Here is a 22,305-nt window from a genome sequence, read left to right as displayed (position 1 = left end):
GTCCATTGCCAACGGTCCCCACCGGCTGTACTGGCCGGTGGGGCAAGCGGTTACCGCACGGTGACGGCGACGCTGCGCACCGAGCCTTGGGACGAGGTGATCGTGGCGGTCGGGTTCGCCGATGGAACGACCGTGGTGGTGTTGTTCACCGTCAACCGCCAGCGACCGTTCCCCGATACGGTGGTGGTGCCCAGGGTGACCAGCCCGGTCGGCGTGGTGACCTTGATGGTGATGGTGTTGCCGGTGGTCACCGATGAAGTGCCGGCAAAGTCCCAGGTGAAGCGGTTATTGGAACGGGCACTCACCGTTGCGGTGGTCACGGCGAAGGTTTCCGCAGCAGGCCGTGGCGAGACCTGCACCGTGACTGTGGCCGGCGACGTCGACTGGGCGCCGAAGCTGTCCCGGGCGATGTAGGTGAAGGTCGTGGTGAAGGCCGTGGTGATGGTGGCCGGAGGGGTATAGGTGAGCACCGTGCCGTTACTGCTGACGGTGCCGCGATTTGCCGGTGGCTGAGTGAAGCTGGCGACCGCGAGTGGCACATTGCCTTCTGGGTCGGCGTCGTTGGCCAGCACGTTGATTGGAATCGCCACACCCAGTGTCGTAACGGCATCGGCGACTGCCACCGGAGGCCGGTTAGGCGCCACGGTAATGGTCACGGTTGCCGCTGTCGTCGAGGCCAGGCCTTTGACGTCTTGGGCCTTGTAGGTGAAGGTCGTGGTCAGCGGCGCGTTGACGACAGCGGGAGGGGTGTAGACCACCGCCGTAGTGCCGCTCAATGCCACGGTGCCCTGGTCGGTGGCCGGTTGGGTCAGCGCGGTAATGCTTAGCGGCGTATTGCCGTCCGGGTCCCTGTCATTGGCCAGCAGGTTGAGGGTGATCGGCACGCCGAAGCTGGTGCCGCCGGTATCGGCGACGGAGATCGGTGCCTGGTTCGCCCCGGTGTCCGGTGCAGTGCCGACGACTACGACCGGCTCGGTGTCATTGCCGCCTGCGGCGGATTTGACCGTAACGGTTGCAGGGGGTTGGGTCAGGTCAGCCACCGTCAGGCGTTGCAGGGTGCCGGTTTTCGACAGCCGTCCGTAACCTTCGGCGACCATGTCCGGAACCACCACTTCGTCTGTGGAAGTGGCCTCGATCAGCAGGCTGTGGTTGCTCCAGCTATAACGGGCGGTCTGGATTTTCACCACGTCCGAGAGCTTGCTCGACACCGCGGTCGGGCGAGTGGTCCCGGCGGGGTTGGTGGCGGTGACCACCACGACTGGAGGCACCGTCCCGTTGGCCAGCAGATGCTGGGCGAAGAACACGCCGTTGTTATCGCTCACCATGTTGGTCTGGCAAGGCGACACAGGCGGGCCGGGGACCAGGGCGATGCTTTCGCGAAAGCACAGGGTCGAGCCGTTGGCGGCTTTGGCAAACACTTCGACCCGGGTGTTGTTGCCGCCGGTGCCGGCTATGCGGCGGTAGGTGGCACGAGTCATGTCCACCGCGGTTTGTGCGCGGTTGTCGAGCACCTTGCCGGACAGGGTGAAGAGGTTGGTCTGGAGGGTCCCGGCCGGACCCTGGATGCGCACGAAGTTGGTGTTGTTGGGGCTGCCGGTCACGGCTTCGGTGAGGTTGGGGTCGCCGACGAAGGTTTCGACGGCGCCGGTGTCCGGGTTCACCTCGGTGTAGGGGCCGTTGACGCTGCGCAGGAACGGCCCGATCGCACCGTTGACCGCACCGCTGAAAACTCCCGGCGCGCCGATGCCGATGTCCCTGGTGATGTTGATCGCACGACGCCCGGTGGTGGTGACGTTGACCGTTTCCACGCCATAGGGGTGGGTAATGGTGTAGGTCCCGGCGACGGGAATGTTCACCCGCATGCGAATCCGCGCGAAGCTGACCTGGTCGCCATCGAGCGGGTTGCCACCGGCGAATGCAGCCTCGATCCCGGCGACATAGACGTCCATGCCATAGCCGGCGGTGTTGTTGGGGATGCTGGTCTCGGCAAGGAACCAGAAGGCTTCGTCCGGCCAGTTATCCGGGAACACCATCGGCAGGGTGTCGTCGAAAATGCCCGGTGTCGGCAGCAGGGTGCACATGTAGGCCGGTGGCACGCTGGCGGCCACCCGTGAGCTGGCGGCGCGGGACTGGCACAGCTCCATCGACAGTAGATTGTTGTCCTGATACCAGATCGGGAATTTCCCGGTGGCAAAGGTGTAAGGTCCGGGATCGACGGCGGCGAGTTGCGCCAAAGCACTGCCGATCAGCGATAGAGTCAGTCCCAGGGCTTTGAGCGCCAGGCGTGGCCATTTGTTCATGATGCCTCCTGATGAGGATCCGGGCATGTGGGCGTTCATTGCACGATGACCACTTCTTCGGTATCGCTGCCGCCATTGGAAGACGACACACGAACCTGGGCTGGCGGAATCGGCGAGATGCCGGTGGCCAGGCTTTTCACGGCGCCGTCACCGCTCAGGGCGCCGATGGCGATTCCGGTGCCGGAGGTAGCGGTGAGCACCGGTGGCGACGTTTCATCGCTGGTCGAGGCCACGATGGTGATTTGCCCGGTGCTCAGGCTGTACTCGGCGCGCGAGATCGTCACCAGGTCGGTCAGCGGCATGGGCAAGATGGTCGGCGTGCTGCTGGCGATGGCCAGGTGGTTGTCGGCGGTCACCTGCAAGGAGCTCGGCAGCGTCGGATTGTTCGGCGACTGCGCATACCAGTGGCCGGTGGTGTTCGCTTCGGTGAAGTTCAGCACCGGGTTGTTGCTGTCCAGGGTCACGGTGGCCGGTGGCGGCGGGGCCATCACGAACACGTCCTGCTGGGCCACCGGGGCGCTGGTGCCGGCCTGTCGAGAGTAAGTGCTGCGCTCGGCGATCACCGGAGTCGGCCGGACTACCTTCGACAACTTGCCGGATACGGCGAAGAGGTTGGTGCGCAAGTCCAGGCCATTGGGGCCTTCGATGCGCACGTAGTTGGTGTTGAACGGGCTGCCGGTGACGGCTTCGGTGAGGTTCGGATCGCCGACGAATTGTTCAGCCTGGCCAGTGGTCGGGTTGGTCTCGGTGTAGGGTCCATTGACGCTGCGCAGGAACGGCCCGACGTCGCCCTTGAGCGCGCCGTTGTAGGTTTTTGGCGCACCGATGCCGATGTCCCGGGTCATGTTGATCGCCCGCCGGCCGGGGGTATCGACGTTGAACACCTCGACGCCGTAGGGGTGGGTGATGACGTAAGTGCCGGCGGTGGCCACGTCGATGCGAATACGGATACGGGCGAAGCTGATCTGGTCGCCCTCCAGTGGATCCCCACCACTGAAGGCTGCTTCGAGCGCCGAGACATAGGTCAGGTCGATGCCTCGGGCGGCATCGACGACGGAGGTTTCGCCTGTAGCCCAGAACGCTTCGTCGGGGAAATTGGTCGGGAAGACCAACGGTTGGGTGTCATCGAAAATGCCGGGATTAGGGATCAGCGAGCACATGTAAGTCGGGGCGCCCGGCGCGCTTGCAACCCTGGAACTGACAGCCTTTGATAAACACAGGTCTAGGGTTCGGCCGTGGCTGTCTTGATACCAGGCGGCGAAATTGCCATTGGCTGGCAGGTAGGGTCCGGGGTCTACGGCAAACAGCGCTGCCTGGGCCATGCCTTGGGCTAGAGCGGTCACAACCAGGGCGCACGCGGTTTTGCACAGTAACGGGTGCATGAGTATTCCCTCTATCGAAGTACCTGCCCCTTGGGGTGGGCCAGTTGGCAGGATGTTTGGCAACTTCCATACCAATCGGCGAAAACGCCCGTGAGACGCCCGCAGTAAAGGCGTTGGCGCAGTCGCTGGCGGCAGACCGGGAAGTTATGGCGCGGGCAGTTGTCCCCTACTTTGGGGGGGACGGAGCCGCTGGGCGGGGGTGGTATCGCAGTCCCCGGGTTCGGGCAAACGGCCATGGCTGGGCTATAAACCTATAGGGGGTTTCCGGGAACCGTGTCCATGAACACAATCGCCAAAGTACTTGCGACCGAAAGCGAAGTTCGCTTGAACACGCGCAAGGAGCCGTTCGATCTGCTGCGCTGGTTTTCACTGATCAGCATGGTGGTGATCGGCACGGTGGCGGTGGCGCTGGGGGCGGTGTCCTCGCGGTTCGTGATTACCGAAAGCGTGCAGCGCGATGCGCTATTGACCTCACAATTCATACAGGCGATTGCCTCGACCGAGGTGCGCCATGTGTCGATTCCCAAAGTCCGGACCATGGGCGAGTTGCTCGACCCACGAAAAGACAAGGACTTTCCTGACGTCGACCCGCTGTCCCGTGCCAGTGCCCGTGATGATTTCCTCGACCATATCGAAAATTTGCCGGACGTGATCCTGGCCAATATCTATGCCCCCGACCGCATGGTGATCTGGTCGACCAACCCGGCCTTGATGGGCACCACGATCCATGGCGATGAAGACCTCGACCGGGCATTCAATTCGAAAATTTCCGTGTCGACCAGTTACCACGATGTGGACAAATCCCGCATGGAGCAAAAGTTCCTGGAACCACCCAAATACACCTTCATCGAAAACTACATTCCCCTGTTCGACGCCGATGGCAGCACCGTCACGGCGATGGTCGAGATCTACAAGGAACCGCAGGACCTGATCAACCGCATGGAGCGCGGCCTGGTGCTGATCTGGCTGGCGACCGCCCTGGGCGGCGGTCTGATTTACCTGGGGCTGTACTGGATCGTGCGGCGGGCGGCGATCCTGCTGGCGACGCAGCAGAAGCAATTGATCACCAACGAAACCTTTGTGGCGCTGGGGGAGGTGTCCTCGGCGGTCGCCCACAGTCTGCGCAATCCGTTGGCGAACATCCGGTCCAGCGCCGAGCTGGCGATAGAGTTCGACAGCGGTCCGGCACACGGGAACATCAACGACATCATTGGTCAGGTCGATCGCATGTCGACATGGGTACGGGAGTTGCTCCAGTCCCTGCGACCGCTCAATGACGAGGCGGAACCGGTGAACCTGGTGGCGGCCCTGCATGACAGCCTGATGGCTTACGAGCACCAGATCGGCAAGGCCAAGGTCAACGTGGTGTTCGAACCGGACCAGACGCCCATGGTGCTGAGCCAGCATGTGCAACTGACCCAGATCCTCAACAGCCTGCTGTCCAATGCGGTGGAAGCCATGGACGGCGGCGGCACGCTGACCATCCGGATCGAACCGCGCGATGCCCAGCGCGTCAGCGTGAGGGTGAGCGATACCGGCAAAGGCATGAGTGAAGAACAGCGCACCATGGCCTTCCGGCCGTTCTTCACCACCAAGCAGGGCGGGCTGGGAGTCGGGCTGGTGCTGGTCAAGCGGATCATGGAGCGATTTGGTGGTGCGGTGACACTCGACAGCAGTGAAGGCGAGGGCACCACTGTGCGCCTGTCGTTTGTTCTGGCCCCCTGAAAACGGGGATGAACTACCCCCAATATCGGGGATCAATCCCCGGTCATTTCCCCGGTCATCGCCCATTGATTTCGATAAATCATTGTTTTGTCGAGTGTTAGTACTTTTTTATAGAAAAACACATGATTGGCGAGGTCCTTGCAAAACCACCATTACCCCCTTCACCACATCGAGGCGGCTGGTGATGGAAAAAAAAGAGATGCATTCACCACACGCACGAGCCTTGGGCATGCACCTTGTGCTGATGCTGGTGACCGGTTTGCTGGCCAGCCAGTTGCTGGTCGCCAGCCAGCCGACGTCGACGCCCGCACCTGCTCCGGCATCCACTGTCGAATCCGCTGTCGTTGAAGCCGACACCCCGTGGGGTCGCGACTATTTCCCCAACACCCTGCTGACCGACCAGGACGGACAGCAGCTGCGTTTTTTCGATGACTTGATCAAAGACAAGGTAGTGGTGATCAACTTCATCTTCACCTCGTGCAGCGACTCCTGCCCCCTGGAAACCGCGCGCCTGCGCCAGGTGCAGAAACTGCTGGGGGATCGGGTCGGCAAGGACATCTTCTTCTACTCCATCAGCATCGACCCCTTGAGTGATACCCCCGAGGTACTCAAGGCCTATGCGCAACGCTTCCAGGTCGGTCCCGGGTGGAAATTCCTCACCGGGGAATTCGCCGACGTCACCGACCTGCGCAAAAAACTGGGGCTGTTCATCGAAGGCGTCGATAACGGGCGCAACAAGGACCACAACCTGAGCCTGATCGTCGGCAACCAGGCAACGGGCCGCTGGATGAAAGCCTCGCCGTTCGAAAATCCGTGGATTCTGGCCGACCAACTGGCCAATACCCTGCATAATTGGAAACAGCCCAGTGTGGAGGAAAGCTACGTCAACGCACCGGAAATCCGCCCGCCGAGCAATGGCGAAGAGCTGTTTCGCACCCGCTGCGCGTCTTGCCACAGCCTTGGTCCGCTGGACGGGCAGGGCATCGGCCTGCACAGCATCGGCCCGGACCTGATCGGCGTGACCTATCAGCGCGATCCGGCCTGGCTCAAGCGCTGGATCCGCGAACCTGACCGCATGCTCGCGGAAAAGGACCCGATTGCGATGGAACTGTTCGAGCGCTACAACAGGATCTCGATGCCCAACTTGCGCCTGGATGCGAATTCCGCCCAGTCCATCATCGATTTCCTGCAGGAAGAAACCGACCGTCAGCATCCGCCAGCGGCGCCATTGGCCATTGGTGACGAGGAGCCTGAACAACATCATTCAGTCGCGCAACCCGAGACACCCCGCGTGCAATAGTGTCAAAAAAATTACGCAGGCCAGTCAATGGCTATCAATGCCACCTACACTGATCCTGAAAGCGGCTGAACAGGCTCGATTTCAAGCACCCAGGACACCGCCATGCAGATACTCGAACAACAAAAAGTAGCTGCGCCGCAGGCCCCGGTAGCACAACGCAAGGGTTGGCGGCCGCAGTTCAACTTGCTGCGCTGGTTCTCCCTGGCAAGCTTTCTGATCATCGCTGTGGTGGCGCTGGGGCTGGGTTACATCTCCACGCGCTTTGTGGTCGATGAAAGTATCGAGCGTGATTCGATGCTGACCGCGCAGTTCATCCAGTCCATTGGCGAGGCCGAAATCCGGCACGCCGGCATTGCCCCGGGCCGGACCATGGGTGAAATGCTCGATCCGCGCATGGACGATGCCTACCCCGACGTCAACCCCGTATCCCGGGCCGCCGCGCGCGTTGAGTTTCTCGACCATGTGGAGCATCTGCCGGACATCCTGCTGGCGACGGTGTACGCCCTGGACCGCACCGTGGTCTGGTCGACCAACCCCGAGTTGATCGGCGTGCGCATCAAAGACGACTTTGAGCTGGACGAATCCTTTGAAATGAAATCGCCGGTGTCCACCAACTACCACGAAATCGATGAGGAGCGCCCCGAGCAGCGCCTGTTGCGCGAACCGGAGTATTTGTTCGTCGAGAACTACATTCCGATGTTCAACGCCGACCGAAGCAAAGTGGTTGCCATGGTGGAAATCTATAAGGAGCCACTGGATCTGGTGGAGCGCATCCAGCGTGGCTTCAAGGCGATCTGGCTGGCCACGCTGATCGGCGGGGCGGCCATTTACCTGGGGCTGTTCTGGATCGTGCGACGCGCGGCGACGCTGTTGCAGAGCCAGCAGAAACAATTGATTGCCAACGAGACCTTTGTCGCCCTTGGCGAGATGTCCTCGGCGGTGGCCCACAGCTTGCGCAACCCTCTGGCCAATATCCGTTCCAGCGCCGAACTGGCCCAGGACATCGCCAGCCAGACCGCACAGAAAAACATTGGCGACATCATCAGTCAGGTCGACCGCATGTCGCGTTGGGTTCGTGAATTGCTGGTGTCGTTGCGGCCGATGAATGACGACTGTGAAACGGTCGACCTGGTGCTGGCCCTCGAAGACACCCTGAGTGCCTTTGAGTCCTTGATCAAACGTTCGGACGTCGAAGTGCGTTTCTCCCCTGTCAGCGTGCCACCGATCGTCAGCCAACAGGTGCTGCTCACGCAAATACTCAATAGCCTGTTTGCTAATGCACTGGAAGCCATGCCCAAGGGTGGCGTGCTGACGATCGAGATCGATTCCTCGGTGCCCGGCGACTTGAGCATGACCCTGACCGACACCGGCAAGGGCATGTCCAAACAACAGCAACAAATGGTCTTCAAGCCGTTTTTCACCACCAAGCAAGGTGGGTTGGGCGTGGGCCTGGCCCTGGTCAAAAGAATAATGGAACGGTTTGACGGCTCGGTTGAACTGACCAGTCGGGAGCAGGAAGGAACCCGCGTTTGTCTCAACTTCAAAGTGGCAACGGGAGGGGAATATGGAGCACAGCATTCTGCTGGTCGAGGATGACGAAATCCTCGCCGAGAATATTCAGACTTACCTGGAGCGCAAGGACTTCGAGGTGACCGTCTGCCACTCGGCTGAAGATGCACTGGAGCAATTGGGTTCTTTCGCGCCCGACGTGGTACTGACCGACAACTCGTTGCCGGGCATGAGTGGTCACGACCTGATCCAGAAGCTGCGCATCAGCGCGCCGGATCTGAAAGTGATCATGATGACCGGCTACGGCAACGTCGAAGACGCCGTGGTGGCGATGAAAGAGGGCGCCTTTCACTACGTCACCAAACCGGTGGCCCTGCCAGAGCTCAAGCTGCTGCTGGACAAGGCCCTGGCCACCGACCGCATGGAGCGCACGCTGTCGTTTTACCAGGAGCGCGAGGCCCAGAAGTCGGGGGTGCAGGCACTGATTGGCGAGTCGGCACCGATGGTGTACCTCAAGAGCACCATCACCCAGTTGCTCGACGCCGAGCGGCGCATGGCCAACAGCGACCTGCCGCCGGTGCTGGTAGAAGGCGAGACGGGCACTGGCAAGGAACTGGTGGCCCGGGCCTTGCACTTCGACGGCCCGCGCGCCAAAGGCCCGTTCATTGAATTCAACTGCGCTTCGATCCCGTCCAACCTGGTGGAGTCGGAACTGTTCGGCCACGAGAAGGGCGCCTTCACCGACGCCAAGGATCGTCGCATGGGGCTGGTGGAAGCGGCCGATGGCGGCACGCTGTTCCTCGATGAAATCGGTGAAATGGACCTGCTGCTGCAAGCCAAACTGCTGAAATTGCTGGAAGACCGGACCATTCGCCGGGTCGGTTCGGTGAAGGAGCGCAAGGTCGATCTGCGGGTGATCAGTGCCACCAACTGCAATCTTGAACAGATGGTCCAGCAAGGCAAATTCCGTCGCGACCTGTTTTTCCGCCTGCGCATCATTTCCATCAAGGTGCCGCGCCTGTATGCCCGTGGCGCCGATATCCTGCTGCTGGCCCGGCACTTCCTGGCGCTACATGGCAAGCGCTACGGCAAGCCGAACCTGCATTTCAGCGACCAGGCCGAAGATTTGCTGCTCAGCTACAGCTGGCCGGGCAACGTGCGCGAATTGCGCAACATGCTGGAGCAAACCGTGTTGCTGGCGCAAAGCGACACCATCGCCGCCCATCAGTTGAACGTCTGCCTGAGCCTGATGGATGAGCCACCGATGTTTCATCACGAGCCGCCACATTTCAGCGAACCGCGTCCATCCTTCAACGGCAGCGATTCCATGAACCTGCCGGAAGTGGAGCGCGACATGGTGCGCAAGATGCTCGACAAGACCGACTGGAACGTCACCAAATCGGCACGTCTGCTGGGTCTGAGCCGTGACATGTTGCGCTACCGGATCGAAAAACTCGGCCTCGCCCGTCCGGACAAGCGCCAGTGGTAGGGGGTGTTCTCAATTAGTTTCCCTACCGCGCCGGGTCTGCTGTTGTGCAGGGCAAGGCGACAACGCGGTGGGGAAACCAATTGAGAACGCCCCCTAGTGCTCACTGCAACACTGGGCCCTGCCTCAGGCAGGACATCATGCAACTGGGGTTCTCGACTTCCTGGTTCACATACACGCCTCGCTCCGGATCGTAGGAGCGGATAAACACCCGGACCGTGGCGTCGGCCACTGTCGGCAGGCGTGAGTCGGAAAACACGTGCTCGCTGGAAACCGGAATGAATTCCCCAGGCGCGGTCGGGATGTACGAGCCCGGCGGCACGATGTTCATGGACGGTGGCACGGGATGGGCGAAGGGTTGGTCGGCGCCGTAATAGTTGAATTCGCTGCTGTAGTTGGTGGTGGGCAAGTCGTCGGCGTGGGCGACAGCGGGCGCGCCAAGGCAGAGGGCAAGCAACAGCGTCAGGTCGGTCTTTTTCATGGCAACACCTGCTAAATCGGTTTAACCACATCTCCCCCAAGGTTATTAACTATAGCTGCCGCCGTGGACAGCCGTCGGTGCTGCGCGGATTACAAGTTCGCAACACCTGCCAGGATGGGGTTGATCTAGACTTCGGCCGGTCAAATCGACGACCCGGACCCTGGAGCGTGCAATGGAACTGCCGACAAAAGAACAAGCCATCGCCAGTAACCGCGAGGCCTGGAATGACTCCGCCCGTCACCACAAAGACTCCTGCGAATGGCAAGCCTTGTTGAAGGGCGTGGAACACGCGGATTTTTCCTGCCTGGACGACACCCTGACCGCTTTGCTGACCCAGACAGGTGTCGACGGCAAGGACGTGGTGCAACTGGGCTGCAACAACGGTCGTGAAAGCCTGTCGCTGTTCGCCCTGGGCGCGCGCAGCGTGGTGGGCGTCGACCAGTCAGAAGCCTTTCTCGGGCAGGCACGGGAACTGGCGTCCCGCTCGCCCCATGCGCCGCAATTCATTGAAGCGGACATTCACCACTTGCCTGCTCAATTGCAGGAGCGCTTTGACCTGGCGCTGATCACCATCGGGGTCTTGAACTGGATGCCGGACATCGGCGAATTCTTCCGCCATGTGGCGCGTACGCTCAAGCCAGGCGGCGCGCTGGTGGTGTACGAAACCCACCCGTTCCTGGAAGTGTTCGACCCCGAGGCAGCCGATCCCTTTCGCCCTGATAGCTCATACTTCCGTCGCGATCCGTTCGTGCAGCACGAACCGATCGTCTACGAAGGCAGGATCGAACAGCCGGCCGCGCCGTCCTACTGGTTCGTCCACACCCTGGGCGACCTCTTCAGCGCGGCCATTGCAGCAGGGCTGCAGATTCGTCACTTCAGGGAATACCCACACTCCAACCGTGAAGAACTCTATGACCGCTATCAACAGCAGGTGGCGCAGTTGCCGTTGTGTTTTACGTGGGTGGTGGTGAAGAGCTGATGTCCTGGGCTCAATAGTGTGCGGGTCCTGCGGGCCCCATCGCGAGCAAGCTCGCTCCCACAGGTGTTCGGTGTCGTACATTGGTCTTGCATTCGGCAAAATGGGGGGATGCAAAAACCAAAGGCACCCGTGGCGCACGAGGGTGGTGTTCTATTGACCTTGCCGGGTTCGCCAGGCACCCGGCGCGCACCCCAGCCACCGCAGGCAGGCACGGTTGAAGCTTTGCACATCGCTGTAGCCCAGGCGGTCGGAAATCTCCACCAGCTCCAGGTCCGTTCCCTGCAAAAAGTCTTCGGCCCGGTAGCGGCGGTATTCGTCGAGCAACTCTGAAAAACTCCAGCCCAACGCCTTCAAGCGTCGGGCGGCGGTGCGCTCGAGCAAGTGCTGGGTGGTACAGAATTGCTGCCAGTTGGCCTCGGCGAGGTCGGTGATCAAATGGTCGCAGACTTGCTCCAGCAAGGTCGGTTCACTGTTGCGTCGGGTCTGCTCAAGCAGCTCGACCAGCGTGTGTTCCAGGTCATGATTGCCCGGTGTCAACGGGATGACGAACAGCTGTGGATCGAGGCGGATCGAGTGCTGCGCCTGCCCCCATTGCACCGGTGCGCGAAAGGCTTGTTGATGTTCCTGCGCACTTGTCGTGCAAGCACCGGCCAGCCCGACGCCCAGAACCGGATCACGCTCCAGGCCGCTGGCGAGGAATTTGCGCCGCAACATGCTGCACAGGCTGATGAGGATGTAATCGGTGGTGGCCGCGCTGGTTTTCACGCTGCCGCGGTCGAGCAGTTGCAATTCGACGCTGTCGTCGCCACGCACGATCCGCGCCTGGAAGTGCCCGTTGAAAAACGGAAAGAAGCGCACGAAATACTGGCAGGCGCTGTCCAGTGAGGCGGCCACGTCGAACAGGTACGTCAGGCCATTGGTGGCGGTGGAAACGAAACGCCGACCGGCCGCCAGGCCGATCAGCGGGTCGCCGGTCTGCTCCAGGGCAAACGCCCAGAAGCGCCGCGACATGAACAGCGGAATGCGCATGAATGGCGTGCGCAACTCGAACAGGCTGCGACGAAACAGGCCTTCGATGCTTTCCCGGTCCACGCCACGGGCCAGCAACTCTTCGATGGCCGGCAGCAGGGTCGGCGCGTAGAACGCATTGGGTATCGATTGATCGTGCAGTGGCTGATCGCTTTTTGTCATGTAGGGCTCACAGCTTGTTCCGGAACACTGGTTAGGCTGCCCGACGTTAAGCGATTTGCCGGAGCAAGACCATGCTTGATTTACGCCAGCTCGATTTGAACCTGTTGCTCGCCTTCGATGCGATTTACCAGCAGCGCAGCGTCACCCGTGCGGCCGAGGTGATGTGCCTGTCGCAACCGGCCATGAGCAATGCGTTGCGTCGCCTGCGGGAATTGTGTGGCGATCCGCTGTTCATCAAGAGTCGCCTGGGGGTGACGCCGACACTGGTCGCCCATCGTCTGGCCGACTATGTGCGTGCCGCGCTCGAGTCATTGCGCGATGGCTTGCGCATGATTCCCGCCGCGCGGCAGAGCAATCCGCTGCTGCGCATCAGTTGTCTGGATTGCCTGCAACCGGTGTTGCTCGATGCCTTGCTCGAGTCGCCTCACGCCGATTGGCAGGTGCGTTATTTCCAGCCCCGGCGCCGCGACGCCTTGCAGGACCTGGCCAGCGGCAAGCTGGATATCCTGATCGACCTCGACCAGCCGCTGGCCGGGCTTGCCGGTCTACACAAACAGGCACTGCCCGCTGACCATTATGTGTTCGCCTATGGCGCTGCGCTCAAGGAACCGCCGCGCACCCTGCAGGAATATCTGGAACAGCCGCAGATCCAGGTGTCGAGCCGCCGCGACGGACTCAGTCCGGTGGACTTGCAGCTTGGCTTGAAAGGCCTGCGCCGGAATGTGGCGATGAGCACCCAAAGCACCCTGGCGGCAAAGCTGATCGCCGACCGCCAGCCGTTCGGCATCAGCCTGCCAAGCCGGGTCGCCAACGTGCTGGGCTTGCAACACGTGCCGCTGCCCCTGGACGAACCGGTGGAGTTGAAACTGGCGCTGTACATCGAGTCGCGCTATCGCTTCGAGCGCAGCCGCGAGGAGGCGATGCACTGCCTGCTGCGCGCCCTCGGTGAGCCCCGGGCGTTGCAGGCGCTGGCGCGGCGTGCGTGATGTGGAGGCAGCAACGCCAAACCCTGTGGGAGCGGTGGTTGCTCGACTAATTCGACGCCAGCAAGCGCCGGTCAACCGACAGTACCGCATCGACCATCGCCAGCGCGGCCGGTGTCAGGGAATGGCCGGCGCGGCTGACGATGCCGTAGTGCAATTGCAGACCGGGGTCTTCCTTGGGCACGTCGGCAAACTCCAGCAGGCGGATCAGGCCCTGGTCGACCAGTTCGGCCAAGGCCTCCACGGTGGCGATGCCCACCGCGTCGGAACGCATCACCACGCGGCGGATGGCATCGAATTGCGCGCATTCCACGCTCGGGTTGAAGTCCGCCTCGCCCTGCACGTCGGCGAGGATCTTGCGGATCATCGGCGGTATTCGCGTGCCGACCACCGCGTAGTCGAGCAGGGCGCGCAGGGACAGGTTCTGCTGCTGCACCAAGGGATGACCGACACGGCAAAAGAACCGCCCACGTCGAGGGCGCAGCAGTTGCACCTGGTATTGCGGGTCACCGGTGAAGTACCGCGCGTCGGCCACGAGGAATTCGATCTGCTGTTCGCGAAGCCAGACCGCCAGTTGCTCCCAGTCGCCCTGGTGGAAACTGATGCGGATCGCCGGGTGGGCCTGGATGAATTCGGCCAGCGCCTCGGGCACCAGCACCTGGGCCGGGTACGGGCCGCAACCGAAGTGCAACTCGCCACCGGTCAGGCCGTTGTATTGCATCAGTTCGTTGTGCAGGGCCTGGCTGCCGGCGAGCAGGCGCCGGGCATGTTGCAGCACCAGTTCACCCTGGCCAGTCAGGCGGAATTCGCGGCTGCTGCGTTCTACCAGCGCGCAGTCGAGGTCGCGCTCCAGGGTCTGGATGCTGCGACTGAAGGCCGGTTGACTGAGGTTGATCGCCTCGGCGGCACGGCCGAAGTTGCGGTAATCGGCCAGGGCGACAAGGTGGCGGAGTTGTCGTAGGTCCATCATGCGTCTCCTGCATTCGGCGGATACTTTTAATGCATTGGATCGATAGCACAGAGGCTGGCATAAGTACACGCCTGTCTTCTCGCCGTAACTTGCCATGACCAGCCAGCCGTTCATTTCCAGCGCCTTCACCCGCACCATTCTCAGCCATGCCCGGCAGTCCGGACTGTGCCAGGACCAACTGCTGCAACGGGCCGGCATCTGCCTGTCGTTGCTCGAAGGGCAGGACCTGCATGTGCCCGCGCACCTGGTCGAACGCCTGTGGAGTGAATGCGAACGTGCGGGCGCGGGGGTGTCGTTTGGCTGCGATCTGGTCAATGGCATGGCGACCACTACGCTGCGAGGGTTGAACATTCTGCTGGACTCCGCCGCGACCCTGCGGGCGAGCCTTGCGTGTTTCACTGATTTCCTGCCACGGGTGACCAACTACGTGGTGGCGGAACTGGAGGAGGGTGACGGACAGGCCCGCTTGCACTTGCGCAGTGTTGACCGGCAGCCGCATTTTTTCGGCCTCGATGCGGCGACCCTGACGTTGGTGCGCAATATCGCCCGACGTTTGGGGCGAGCGCCGGCCGAGGTGTTCGTCGCGGTCCACCTGACGCCGCAACAGGCTGCCGGGCAGTGGTTGCGCAGTGTTGGTATCGAGGTGCAAACCGGTGGGCATCCTTGCCTTATCTTGTCGGCGGGCAGTCTCGATGAGCCTTTGCTCGGGGCCAACGGGTTTTTGCATCAGAGCATGTTGCGGCACTGGCAGACTGCGGCGGCGCAGCATACCCGCAGTGACAGCCTGGAGTTGGCGCGGCACTGGTTGACGGCGGGTGATCAGCCGATCGAGCGGATTGCCGAGCGGTTGGGGTATCGGCAGCCGAGTAATTTTATTCGGGCGTTTCGTAAGCAATTCGGGATTACGCCTAAGCAGTTTCGTCTTGGTTTGTAGTTTTGGTTGAGTACATATCCGTTGCTGCGGTAACGGCGGCTTATGGTTTCGCCCTTACGGCGAGTCCCTTTTGGCAAACGCCCCAAAAGGAACCAAAAGGTCTCGCCCCTTACGTACGGCCCCTCGCTTAGGCTCGGCGTTCCTTCGCTGCGGTATTCATCCGGGGGCATTGCCCTCCGGTCGGCTTCGCTTCGACCTACATGCAATGGGTTCGACTGCGTCGAACGGCGCTGCGCGCCAATCCCCGGATGAACACCTCCGCTCAGCCTTCCGAGGGGGCGGGTGGATCAAGATCAAGAGCTGCAGGCGAGCTAACGCTCGGCCTGATGAGTGGTGAGGAGCGAGGGTGTACGCCGACCTGCCTTTGCTCTTCTGTGGGAGCGAGCTTGCTCGCGATGGCGGCCTGCCAGCCGACCGAAATCTTGCAGATGTACTGAGTACCTGTGGGAGCGAGCTTGCTCGCGAGAGCGGCCTGCCAGCCGACCAGATACCTCACAGACGAACGACCCCAACAAACAGGCCGGCCGGCAGGCCGCCTCGGGCGCTGTTGCGGTGTACGCCCCCTCGTGAGGCCGAGCGCAGGTTCTGCGCAGTGGGCAACCCGGCATGGATGGCGGCGGGCCCACGGAGCAGGACCGGAGCGAGGGCATGCCGAGCCACGGCGAGGCACCGAATGTCAGGGGCAAGAGCGTTTGGTTACTTTGCGCTTTTCAAAGTGACCCGCCATAAGGGCGGAACCCTAAGCGGCCGTTACCAAAGAAACGGATATGTACACGGTCAAAACCCGCAGCATCAGCGAATAAAGTGAATCTTCCCGCTGTCGTCATTGCCCATGTAAATGCCATACACCCCAGCCTGACGCTCCTCGATATAGCGCTCAAGGATCTGCCGGATCGCCGGGTAGTAGATGCTGTCCCAAGGAATGTCCTCAGGCGCGAAGAATTGGTAGTCGAGGGTTTCCGGGCCGTACTGCCCGGTAATCTCCAGCGCGATGGCGCGGAAGATGATGTACACCTCGCTGATCTGCGGCACGCTGAAAATCGAATAGGGCGAGACGATTTCCGCGCGCACGCCGCTTTCTTCCCAGACCTCGCGCAAGGCCGCCTGCTCGGTGGTCTCGCCGCTTTCCATGAAGCCCGCCGGCAGGGTCCAGGTGCCCGGGCGTGGCGGGATGGCGCGCTGGCACAACAGGTACTTGCCGTCCTGCTCGATGATGCAGCCGGCGATGATTTTCGGATTGATGTAATGGATGTAGCCGCAGCCGCGGCACATCAGGCGCTCGTGCGTATCGCCCGGCGGCAACTGTGACCTAAGGTCTGCGCTGCCGCACTTGGGGCAAAAGCTCGGGCTGAACATTTCAGCGACCTATGCGCGGTTCTTTCAGCGCGATGGGCTGGGTGATCGCCGGGATGTCGCCGGTTTCTTCCTGCTTGCGCTTGAGGTAGTCCAGGGCCACGGCCGCGGCCGCACGCACGTGGTCGACGCAAGCCTGGTGGGCGGCCAGCGGGTCACCGCCCTTGATCGCCTCGACCATGCGTTCCATTTCCTGGTTGCTGGCGCCGCGACGGTTTTCCTGGGACACCGAGGTCGCGCGCAGGTAGCTGATGCGAGCCTGCAACTGGCGCAGCTGAGTGGCCGCGACATGGTTGCCCGAGCCTTCGAGCAGCACGTCGTAGAAACCCTGCACCGAGTCGATGACCTGTTGCAGCTCGCCGTCTTTCAGCGCCTTGCGGTTTTCTTCGAGGGCTTTTTCCAGGGCCTTGATGTCCTTGGCCTTGGCCCGCAGGGTGAACAGTTGCACGATCAGCCCTTCGAGTACGCAGCGCAGCTCGTAGATGTCCACGGCATCGGCCAGGGTGATGATCGCGACACGCGGGCCCTTGGCGTCGGCGAATTCCACCAGGCCTTCGGATTCAAGGTGACGCAAGGCTTCGCGCACGGAAGTACGGCTGACGCCCAGGCGATCGCACAGATCGCGTTCGACCAGACGGTCTCCCGGCAGGAGCTGGAAGTTCATGATGGCGCTTCGCAGTTTATCCAGCACGATTTCGCGCAGGGTAACGGGGTTGCGATTGACCTTGAAGCTGTCGTCGAGTGGCAGGCGTTTCATGGGGTCCGCTCTGATTGTGGCTGTCCATGCAAAAAGAACACTTCGATTACGGGAATCTGGGTGCCCGGTCAGATCAAACAGCCAAGGGTTAACTGGAGGCCTCGGCATCGGCTTCGGCGAAGGCTTCACGGGCGAGCCGGAAACTGTCTACGGCAGCGGGGACACCGCAGTAAATGCCGACCTGAAGCAGTATTTCGCGTATTTGCTCACGACTCAGGCCGTTACGCAAGGCGCCGCGCACATGCAGCTTGAGTTCATGGGGTCGGTTGAGGGCCGAGATCATCGCCAGGTTGATCATGCTGCGCTCCTTGAGCGACAAACCCTCACGGCCCCAGACATGCCCCCAACAATATTCGGTGACCATTTCCTGCAACGGTCGGGTGAAGTCGTCGGCGTTTTCGATGGAGCGGTTGACGTAGGCCTCGCCCAGCACCTGGGTGCGGATCTTCAGGCCTTTTTCGTATTTTTCGTTGTTCATTTGCGTAGCTCCCGTGGGCTCAAAGGCCGCCCATCAAGGTGTATTTGAGTTCCAGGTAATCCTCGATGCCGTATTTCGACCCTTCGCGGCCCAGGCCCGAGGACTTGATGCCGCCAAATGGCGCGACTTCGGTGGAAATCAGCCCTTCGTTGATCCCGACCATGCCGTACTCCAGCGCCTCGCTCATGCGCCAGGCGCGGCCCAGGTCGCGGGTGTAGCAGTAGGCGGCCAGGCCGAACTCGGTGTCGTTGGCCATCGCGACGGCCTGGGCCTCGGTGTCGAAACGGAACACCGCTGCCAGTGGGCCGAAAGTTTCTTCCTGGGCGACTTTCATTTGCGGGGTAACGCCTGCCAACACGGTTGGCTGGAAGAACCCATTGCCTAACGCATGACGTTCGCCGCCGCACAGCAATTGTGCGCCGTTTGCCAGGGCGTCTTGCACATGGTCTTCCACCTTGGCCACGGCACGCTCGTTGATCAGCGGCCCTTGGGTGACGCCATCATCGAAACCGCTGCCGACCTTGAATTGCGAAACCCGCTCGGCCAGGCGCGCGACAAAGGCGTCGTGGATGCCGTCTTGCACCAGGAAACGGTTGACGCAGACGCAGGTCTGCCCGGCGTTGCGGAATTTGGCGATCAGCGCGCCGTCAACGGCCCGCTCCAGATCGGCGTCATCGAAGACAATGAACGGCGCGTTGCCGCCCAGTTCCAGCGAGACTTTTTTCAGGGTCGGCGCGCACTGGGCCATCAGCAGCTTGCCGATGGCGGTGGAGCCGGTGAACGACAGTTTGCGCACGAGAGGGCTTGAAGTCAGCTCGCCACCGATGGCGATGGCGTCGCCGGTAATCACGTTGAAAATGCCCGCGGGAATCCCGGCCTGCTCCGCCAATGCGGCCATGGCCAGCGCGGAGAATGGCGTTTCCGGCGCAGGCTTGACAATGCACGGGCAACCGGCCGCCAGTGCCGGGCCAGCCTTGCGGGTGATCATCGCCGCCGGGAAGTTCCATGGCGTGATGGCCGCGACAACGCCAATCGGCTCCTTGCTGACCACGATGCGCGCATCGCCCTTATGGCTGGGAATGGTGTCGCCGTAGATGCGCTTGGCCTCTTCGGCGAACCACTCGATGAAGCTCGCGGCGTAGAGGATTTCACCCTTGGCTTCGGCCAGTGGCTTGCCTTGTTCGAGGGTGAGGATTTCAGCCAGGGCGTCGGCGTTTTCCAGCATCAAGGCATGCCAGCGCTTGAGCGTGTTGCTGCGCTCCTTGGCGGTCAGTGCGCGCCAGGCCGACCAGGCCTTGTAGGCGGCGTCGATGGCCAGGCGCGCGTGCTCGGCGCCAAGGTTCGGCACCCGGCCGATGAGTTCACCGGTGGCCGGGTTGAAGATGTCCTGACAGGCGCCATTCGGCGCGTCCAGCCACTGGCCATTGATGTAGGCCTGTTGGCGGAACAGTTGCGAGGCTGCTGGGCTCATGCCGGCTCCTGGAAAGAATGAAGACTTATCTGTCTGGTGCAGTAACCTGTGGGAGCGAGCTTGCTCGCGATGACGGACTGACATTCAACATGTATGTCGACTGAAACACCGCTATCGCGAGCAAGCTCGCTCCCACAGGGGATTGGCTCCCACAGGGGGATTGTGTAGATTCATCAGGCCAAGGTGGGCAACGGGCCCAGCTTGCCTTTGTGGTAGATCATCGGCGTGACCGGTTGCGCGGGCAGGATCAGGTTCTTCACCGCGCCGACGATGATCGCGTGATCACCGCCGTCGTATTCGCGCCACAGTTCGCACTCGATGATCGCCGTGGCCTTGCCAAGAATCGGGTTACCCAGATCGCTCAAGTGCCACTCGATGCCTTTGGCCTTGTCCTTGCCTTTACCGGCGAAGGCATAGGCCTCGGCGGTCTGCTCGGCGGACAGCAAATGAATCGCGAACTGCTTGCTGTCGCGCAGCACCGGGTAGGTGTCGGAGCCGTAGTTGGGGCAGAACAGCACCAGTGCCGGATCAATCGACAACGCACTAAAGGCGCTGGCGGTGATGCCGACGATGCCGCCGTCGGGACCCAGGGTGGTGACCACCGTGACCCCGGACGGGAACGAGCTCATCACGTCTTTGTAAATGCCGGGTTCGATCATTTCTCAGGACTCCTAGCGCATCACGAAGGGATCAGGCATCGGTGCCTGGGACAGGTTGATCCACACCGTTTTCAGCTCGGTGTAGGCCAGCACCGAATCGATGCCGCTTTCGCGTCCGTAGCCGCTGTTCTTGAAGCCGCCGATCGGCGCCATGGCCGAGACGGCGCGGTAGGTGTTGACCCAGATGATCCCCGAACGCACGTCCCGGGCCAGGCGATGGGCACGGCCCAGGTCGCGGGTCCAGATGCCGGCGGCTAGGCCGAACTGCGAGTCGTTGGCAATTGCCAGGGCTTCGGCTTCGTCCTTGAAACGGATGACCGACGCCACCGGACCAAAGACTTCTTCCTGCATGATCTTCATCGAGTTGCGGTCGCACTCGAACAGCGTCGGTTCGTAGAACCAGCCGTCGCCCAGATTCTCCGGACGTTTGCCGCCCAGACGCAGGCGCGCACCTTCGGCGATGGCATCGGCCACCAGGCCTTCGACCACGGCCAGTTGCTGCGCGGTGGCCATCGGGCCCATTTCGCTGCTGTCGTCCTGGGGGTTGCCGATGCGGATGCGCTGGGCGCGTTCCACCAGGCGAGCGACGAACTCGTCGTAGATTTCATCTTGCACCAGCAGACGCGAACCGGAGACGCAGCTCTGCCCGGAGGCGGCGTAGATCCCGGCGATGGCGCCGTTGATCGCGCTGTCGAGGTCGGCGTCGGCGAAGATGATGTTCGGCGATTTGCCCCCCAGTTCCAGCGACAGCTTGGCGAAGTTCTCCGCGCTGCTGCGCACCACATGCCGCGCCGTGGCCGCGCCGCCGGTGAAGGCGATCTTGCGGATCAGCGGATGGCGGGTGAGGGCGGCGCCGGTGCTCGGGCCGTAACCGGTGACGACGTTGACCACCCCTGGCGGAATCCCGGCTTCCAGCGCCAGGCGTGCCAGTTCGAGGATGGTCGCCGAGGCGTGTTCCGACGGCTTGATCACGATGGTGTTGCCCGCGGCGAGGGCCGGCGCAAGTTTGATCGCGGTCAGGTACAGCGGGCTGTTCCACGGAATGATCGCGGCAACCACACCCATGGCTTCGTGCACTGTGTAGGCAAACAGGTCCGGCTTGTCCAGCGGCAGGGTGCCGCCTTCGAGCTTGTCCGCCAGGCCTGCGGTGTAGTGGAAGAACTCCGGCAGATAACCGACCTGGCCACGGGTTTCGCGGATCAGCTTGCCGTTGTCGCGGCTTTCCAGCTGCGCCAGTTGTTCTTTGTTCTCGGCGATCAGGTCGCCCAGGCGTCGCAGCAATTTGCCGCGAGCGGTGGCGGTCAAACCGCGCCAGGCCGGGCTGTCGAAAGCGGTTTGCGCGGCTTGTACGGCGCGCTCGACATCGGCTTCGTCGGCATCGGGCAGTTCCGCCCAAGGCTCGGCCAGCGCCGGGTTGAGGCTTTCGAAGGTCTTGCCGGACAGGGCATCGACCCATTCACCGCCGATGCACATCTGGAAGCGTGCGAGTGTCATGCAACGATCCCCTTGATCTGGTTTTGTTTTGAATGCGCGGTCTGCAGAAACTCCAGCAACAGCTGGTTGACCAGGCGCGGCGACTCTACGGGCATCATATGCCGTTGCTCGGCGAGTACGGCAACGGTCGCGCCGGGAATGCGTTCGGCCAGTTGCCGGGCCATTTCCGGGGTCGAGCCGGGGTCCAGCTCGCCGGTGGCGATCAGCGTCGGCACCTGGATGCTGGCCAGGTCGTCGGCGCGGTACATGTCCTGGGTGGCGAACAGTTCGTAAGTGGTCAGGTAACCCTGCGGGTCATTGCCGGCCAGGGTCTGGCGAATCGCGGCGATCTGCGCCGGGTTGGCGGCCTGGTATTCACGGCTGAACCAGCGCGACAGCGCCGCTTCGGCATTGGCGTCCGGCCCGTGTTCGGCGGCCTGACTGGTGCGGGCGATGACCCCGGCGCGCTGTTCGGCGCTGCGGTTGAACACACTGTTAAGCACCACCAGGCCCTCCAGGCGTTGCGGGTAATGCAGGGCAAAGGCCCGCGCCACCAGCCCGCCCATGGAAAAACCGATCACCGTTGCCTTGGGCAATTGCAGGTGGTCGAGCAGCTCCAGCAACTGGTCGGCATAGCCGAGCAGCGGCGTGCCGCTTTCCGGGCGCGGGCTGGCGCCATGACCGAGCATGTCGTAGGCGATGACGCGGTACTTCGTGGCCAGGCCAACGATCTGGCCGCCCCACATTTCTTTGTTCAGGCCCACGCCGTGGATCAAGACCACGGGCTGGCCTTGGCCGGTCGCCAGGTAACTGGTGCCAGCCGGGGTGAGTTCAGCGGTGAGCCGAATCATGGAGCGCTCCTGCAATGCCTTCT

Annotated in this window: 19 protein-coding genes; 7 read left to right on the top strand and 12 right to left on the bottom strand. The window is 62.2% G+C overall.

Annotation, left to right across the window (positions count from 1 at the left end):
- Nucleotides 1-50: 50 nt before the first annotated feature.
- Together AC3IP0_RS17765 and AC3IP0_RS17760 are read right to left on the bottom strand one after the other, a co-directional pair.
- Nucleotides 51-2,300 carry an Ig-like domain-containing protein gene (locus AC3IP0_RS17765; protein ID WP_489325498.1) on the bottom strand — a complete coding sequence of 750 codons (2,250 nt, stop codon included), beginning with the start codon at nt 2,298-2,300 and terminating at the stop codon, nt 51-53.
- A 35-nt stretch (nt 2,301-2,335) separates the two neighbouring features.
- Nucleotides 2,336-3,682: a hypothetical protein gene (locus tag AC3IP0_RS17760; RefSeq protein ID WP_489316383.1), complete on the bottom strand. Its 1,347-nt coding sequence runs from the start codon at nt 3,680-3,682 to the stop codon at nt 2,336-2,338.
- Between the two features lie 279 nt (nt 3,683-3,961).
- On the opposite strand from AC3IP0_RS17760, the gene AC3IP0_RS17755 reads away from it, so the two are divergent.
- The 4 genes from AC3IP0_RS17755 to AC3IP0_RS17740 all read left to right on the top strand — a co-directional run bounded on the left by AC3IP0_RS17755 (nt 3,962) and on the right by AC3IP0_RS17740 (nt 9,705).
- Nucleotides 3,962-5,407 carry a sensor histidine kinase gene (locus AC3IP0_RS17755; protein ID WP_489316382.1) on the top strand — a complete coding sequence of 482 codons (1,446 nt, stop codon included), beginning with the start codon at nt 3,962-3,964 and terminating at the stop codon, nt 5,405-5,407.
- Nucleotides 5,408-5,591: 184 nt separating this feature from the next.
- Complete coding sequence (locus AC3IP0_RS17750; protein WP_489325497.1) at nt 5,592-6,707, top strand: SCO family protein; 1,116 nt, start codon at nt 5,592-5,594, stop codon at nt 6,705-6,707.
- Nucleotides 6,708-6,809: 102 nt separating this feature from the next.
- Complete coding sequence (locus tag AC3IP0_RS17745) at nt 6,810-8,303, top strand: ATP-binding protein (protein ID WP_489325495.1); 1,494 nt, start codon at nt 6,810-6,812, stop codon at nt 8,301-8,303.
- Nucleotides 8,272-9,705, top strand: coding sequence for a sigma-54-dependent transcriptional regulator (locus AC3IP0_RS17740; protein WP_489316379.1), 1,434 nt, complete (start codon nt 8,272-8,274; stop codon nt 9,703-9,705). Before AC3IP0_RS17745 ends, AC3IP0_RS17740 begins: the two co-directional genes overlap by 32 nt.
- 100 nt (nt 9,706-9,805) lie before the next feature.
- Here the strand turns inward: AC3IP0_RS17740 and AC3IP0_RS17735 are convergent, their stop codons facing one another.
- A complete protein-coding gene (locus AC3IP0_RS17735) occupies nt 9,806-10,183 on the bottom strand; it encodes a hypothetical protein (RefSeq protein WP_489316378.1) in 378 nt (125 codons plus the stop codon).
- Between the two features lie 172 nt (nt 10,184-10,355).
- Here AC3IP0_RS17735 and AC3IP0_RS17730 point away from each other — a divergent pair, with 172 nt between their 5' ends.
- The gene (locus tag AC3IP0_RS17730; RefSeq protein ID WP_489316377.1) at nt 10,356-11,162 is read left to right on the top strand and encodes a class I SAM-dependent methyltransferase; all 807 of its coding nucleotides are present in this window, start codon (nt 10,356-10,358) and stop codon (nt 11,160-11,162) included.
- 150 nt (nt 11,163-11,312) lie between these two features.
- On the opposite strand, the gene AC3IP0_RS17725 is transcribed toward AC3IP0_RS17730, so the two are convergent.
- On the bottom strand, nt 11,313-12,353 hold the full coding sequence (locus AC3IP0_RS17725; protein WP_489316376.1) for an AraC family transcriptional regulator: 1,041 nt from the start codon (nt 12,351-12,353) through the stop codon (nt 11,313-11,315).
- 71 nt (nt 12,354-12,424) lie between these two features.
- On the opposite strand from AC3IP0_RS17725, the gene AC3IP0_RS17720 reads away from it, so the two are divergent.
- Nucleotides 12,425-13,339, top strand: coding sequence for a LysR family transcriptional regulator (locus tag AC3IP0_RS17720; protein ID WP_489316375.1), 915 nt, complete (start codon nt 12,425-12,427; stop codon nt 13,337-13,339).
- 46 nt (nt 13,340-13,385) lie between these two features.
- On the opposite strand, the gene AC3IP0_RS17715 is transcribed toward AC3IP0_RS17720, so the two are convergent.
- Entirely contained in the window at nt 13,386-14,303 is a 918-nt protein-coding gene (locus AC3IP0_RS17715) for a LysR family transcriptional regulator (protein ID WP_489325493.1), read from the bottom strand.
- Nucleotides 14,304-14,400: 97 nt separating this feature from the next.
- Between AC3IP0_RS17715 and AC3IP0_RS17710 the strand changes: the two genes are divergently transcribed.
- Entirely contained in the window at nt 14,401-15,240 is an 840-nt protein-coding gene (locus tag AC3IP0_RS17710) for an AraC family transcriptional regulator (RefSeq protein WP_489316373.1), read from the top strand.
- A 792-nt stretch (nt 15,241-16,032) separates the two neighbouring features.
- Here AC3IP0_RS17710 and AC3IP0_RS17705 read toward each other — a convergent pair.
- The 7 genes from AC3IP0_RS17705 to AC3IP0_RS17675 form a co-directional block, all read right to left on the bottom strand.
- Nucleotides 16,033-16,596 (bottom strand): NUDIX hydrolase, encoded by a 564-nt coding sequence (locus AC3IP0_RS17705; RefSeq protein ID WP_489316372.1) that lies wholly within the window; start codon nt 16,594-16,596, stop codon nt 16,033-16,035.
- Nucleotide 16,597: 1 nt separating this feature from the next.
- Nucleotides 16,598-17,350: a GntR family transcriptional regulator gene (locus AC3IP0_RS17700; protein WP_046042558.1), complete on the bottom strand. Its 753-nt coding sequence runs from the start codon at nt 17,348-17,350 to the stop codon at nt 16,598-16,600.
- 88 nt (nt 17,351-17,438) lie between these two features.
- The gene (locus AC3IP0_RS17695; protein WP_007991919.1) at nt 17,439-17,828 is read right to left on the bottom strand and encodes a carboxymuconolactone decarboxylase family protein; all 390 of its coding nucleotides are present in this window, start codon (nt 17,826-17,828) and stop codon (nt 17,439-17,441) included.
- A gap of 19 nt (nt 17,829-17,847) precedes the next feature.
- A complete protein-coding gene (locus tag AC3IP0_RS17690) occupies nt 17,848-19,299 on the bottom strand; it encodes an NAD-dependent succinate-semialdehyde dehydrogenase (RefSeq protein ID WP_489316371.1) in 1,452 nt (483 codons plus the stop codon).
- Nucleotides 19,300-19,472: 173 nt separating this feature from the next.
- The gene (locus tag AC3IP0_RS17685) at nt 19,473-19,958 is read right to left on the bottom strand and encodes a flavin reductase family protein (RefSeq protein WP_489316370.1); all 486 of its coding nucleotides are present in this window, start codon (nt 19,956-19,958) and stop codon (nt 19,473-19,475) included.
- A gap of 12 nt (nt 19,959-19,970) precedes the next feature.
- Nucleotides 19,971-21,452 (bottom strand): aldehyde dehydrogenase, encoded by a 1,482-nt coding sequence (locus tag AC3IP0_RS17680; RefSeq protein ID WP_489316369.1) that lies wholly within the window; start codon nt 21,450-21,452, stop codon nt 19,971-19,973.
- On the bottom strand, nt 21,449-22,282 hold the full coding sequence (locus AC3IP0_RS17675; protein ID WP_489316368.1) for an alpha/beta fold hydrolase: 834 nt from the start codon (nt 22,280-22,282) through the stop codon (nt 21,449-21,451). The genes AC3IP0_RS17680 and AC3IP0_RS17675 overlap by 4 nt, the downstream gene beginning before the upstream one ends.
- Nucleotides 22,283-22,305 lie beyond the last annotated feature (23 nt).

The organism is Pseudomonas sp. GL_103 (assembly GCF_057835175.1).
The sequence above is the reverse complement of the archived record's forward strand: the minus strand, read 5'-3'. Positions and strand labels throughout refer to the sequence as shown.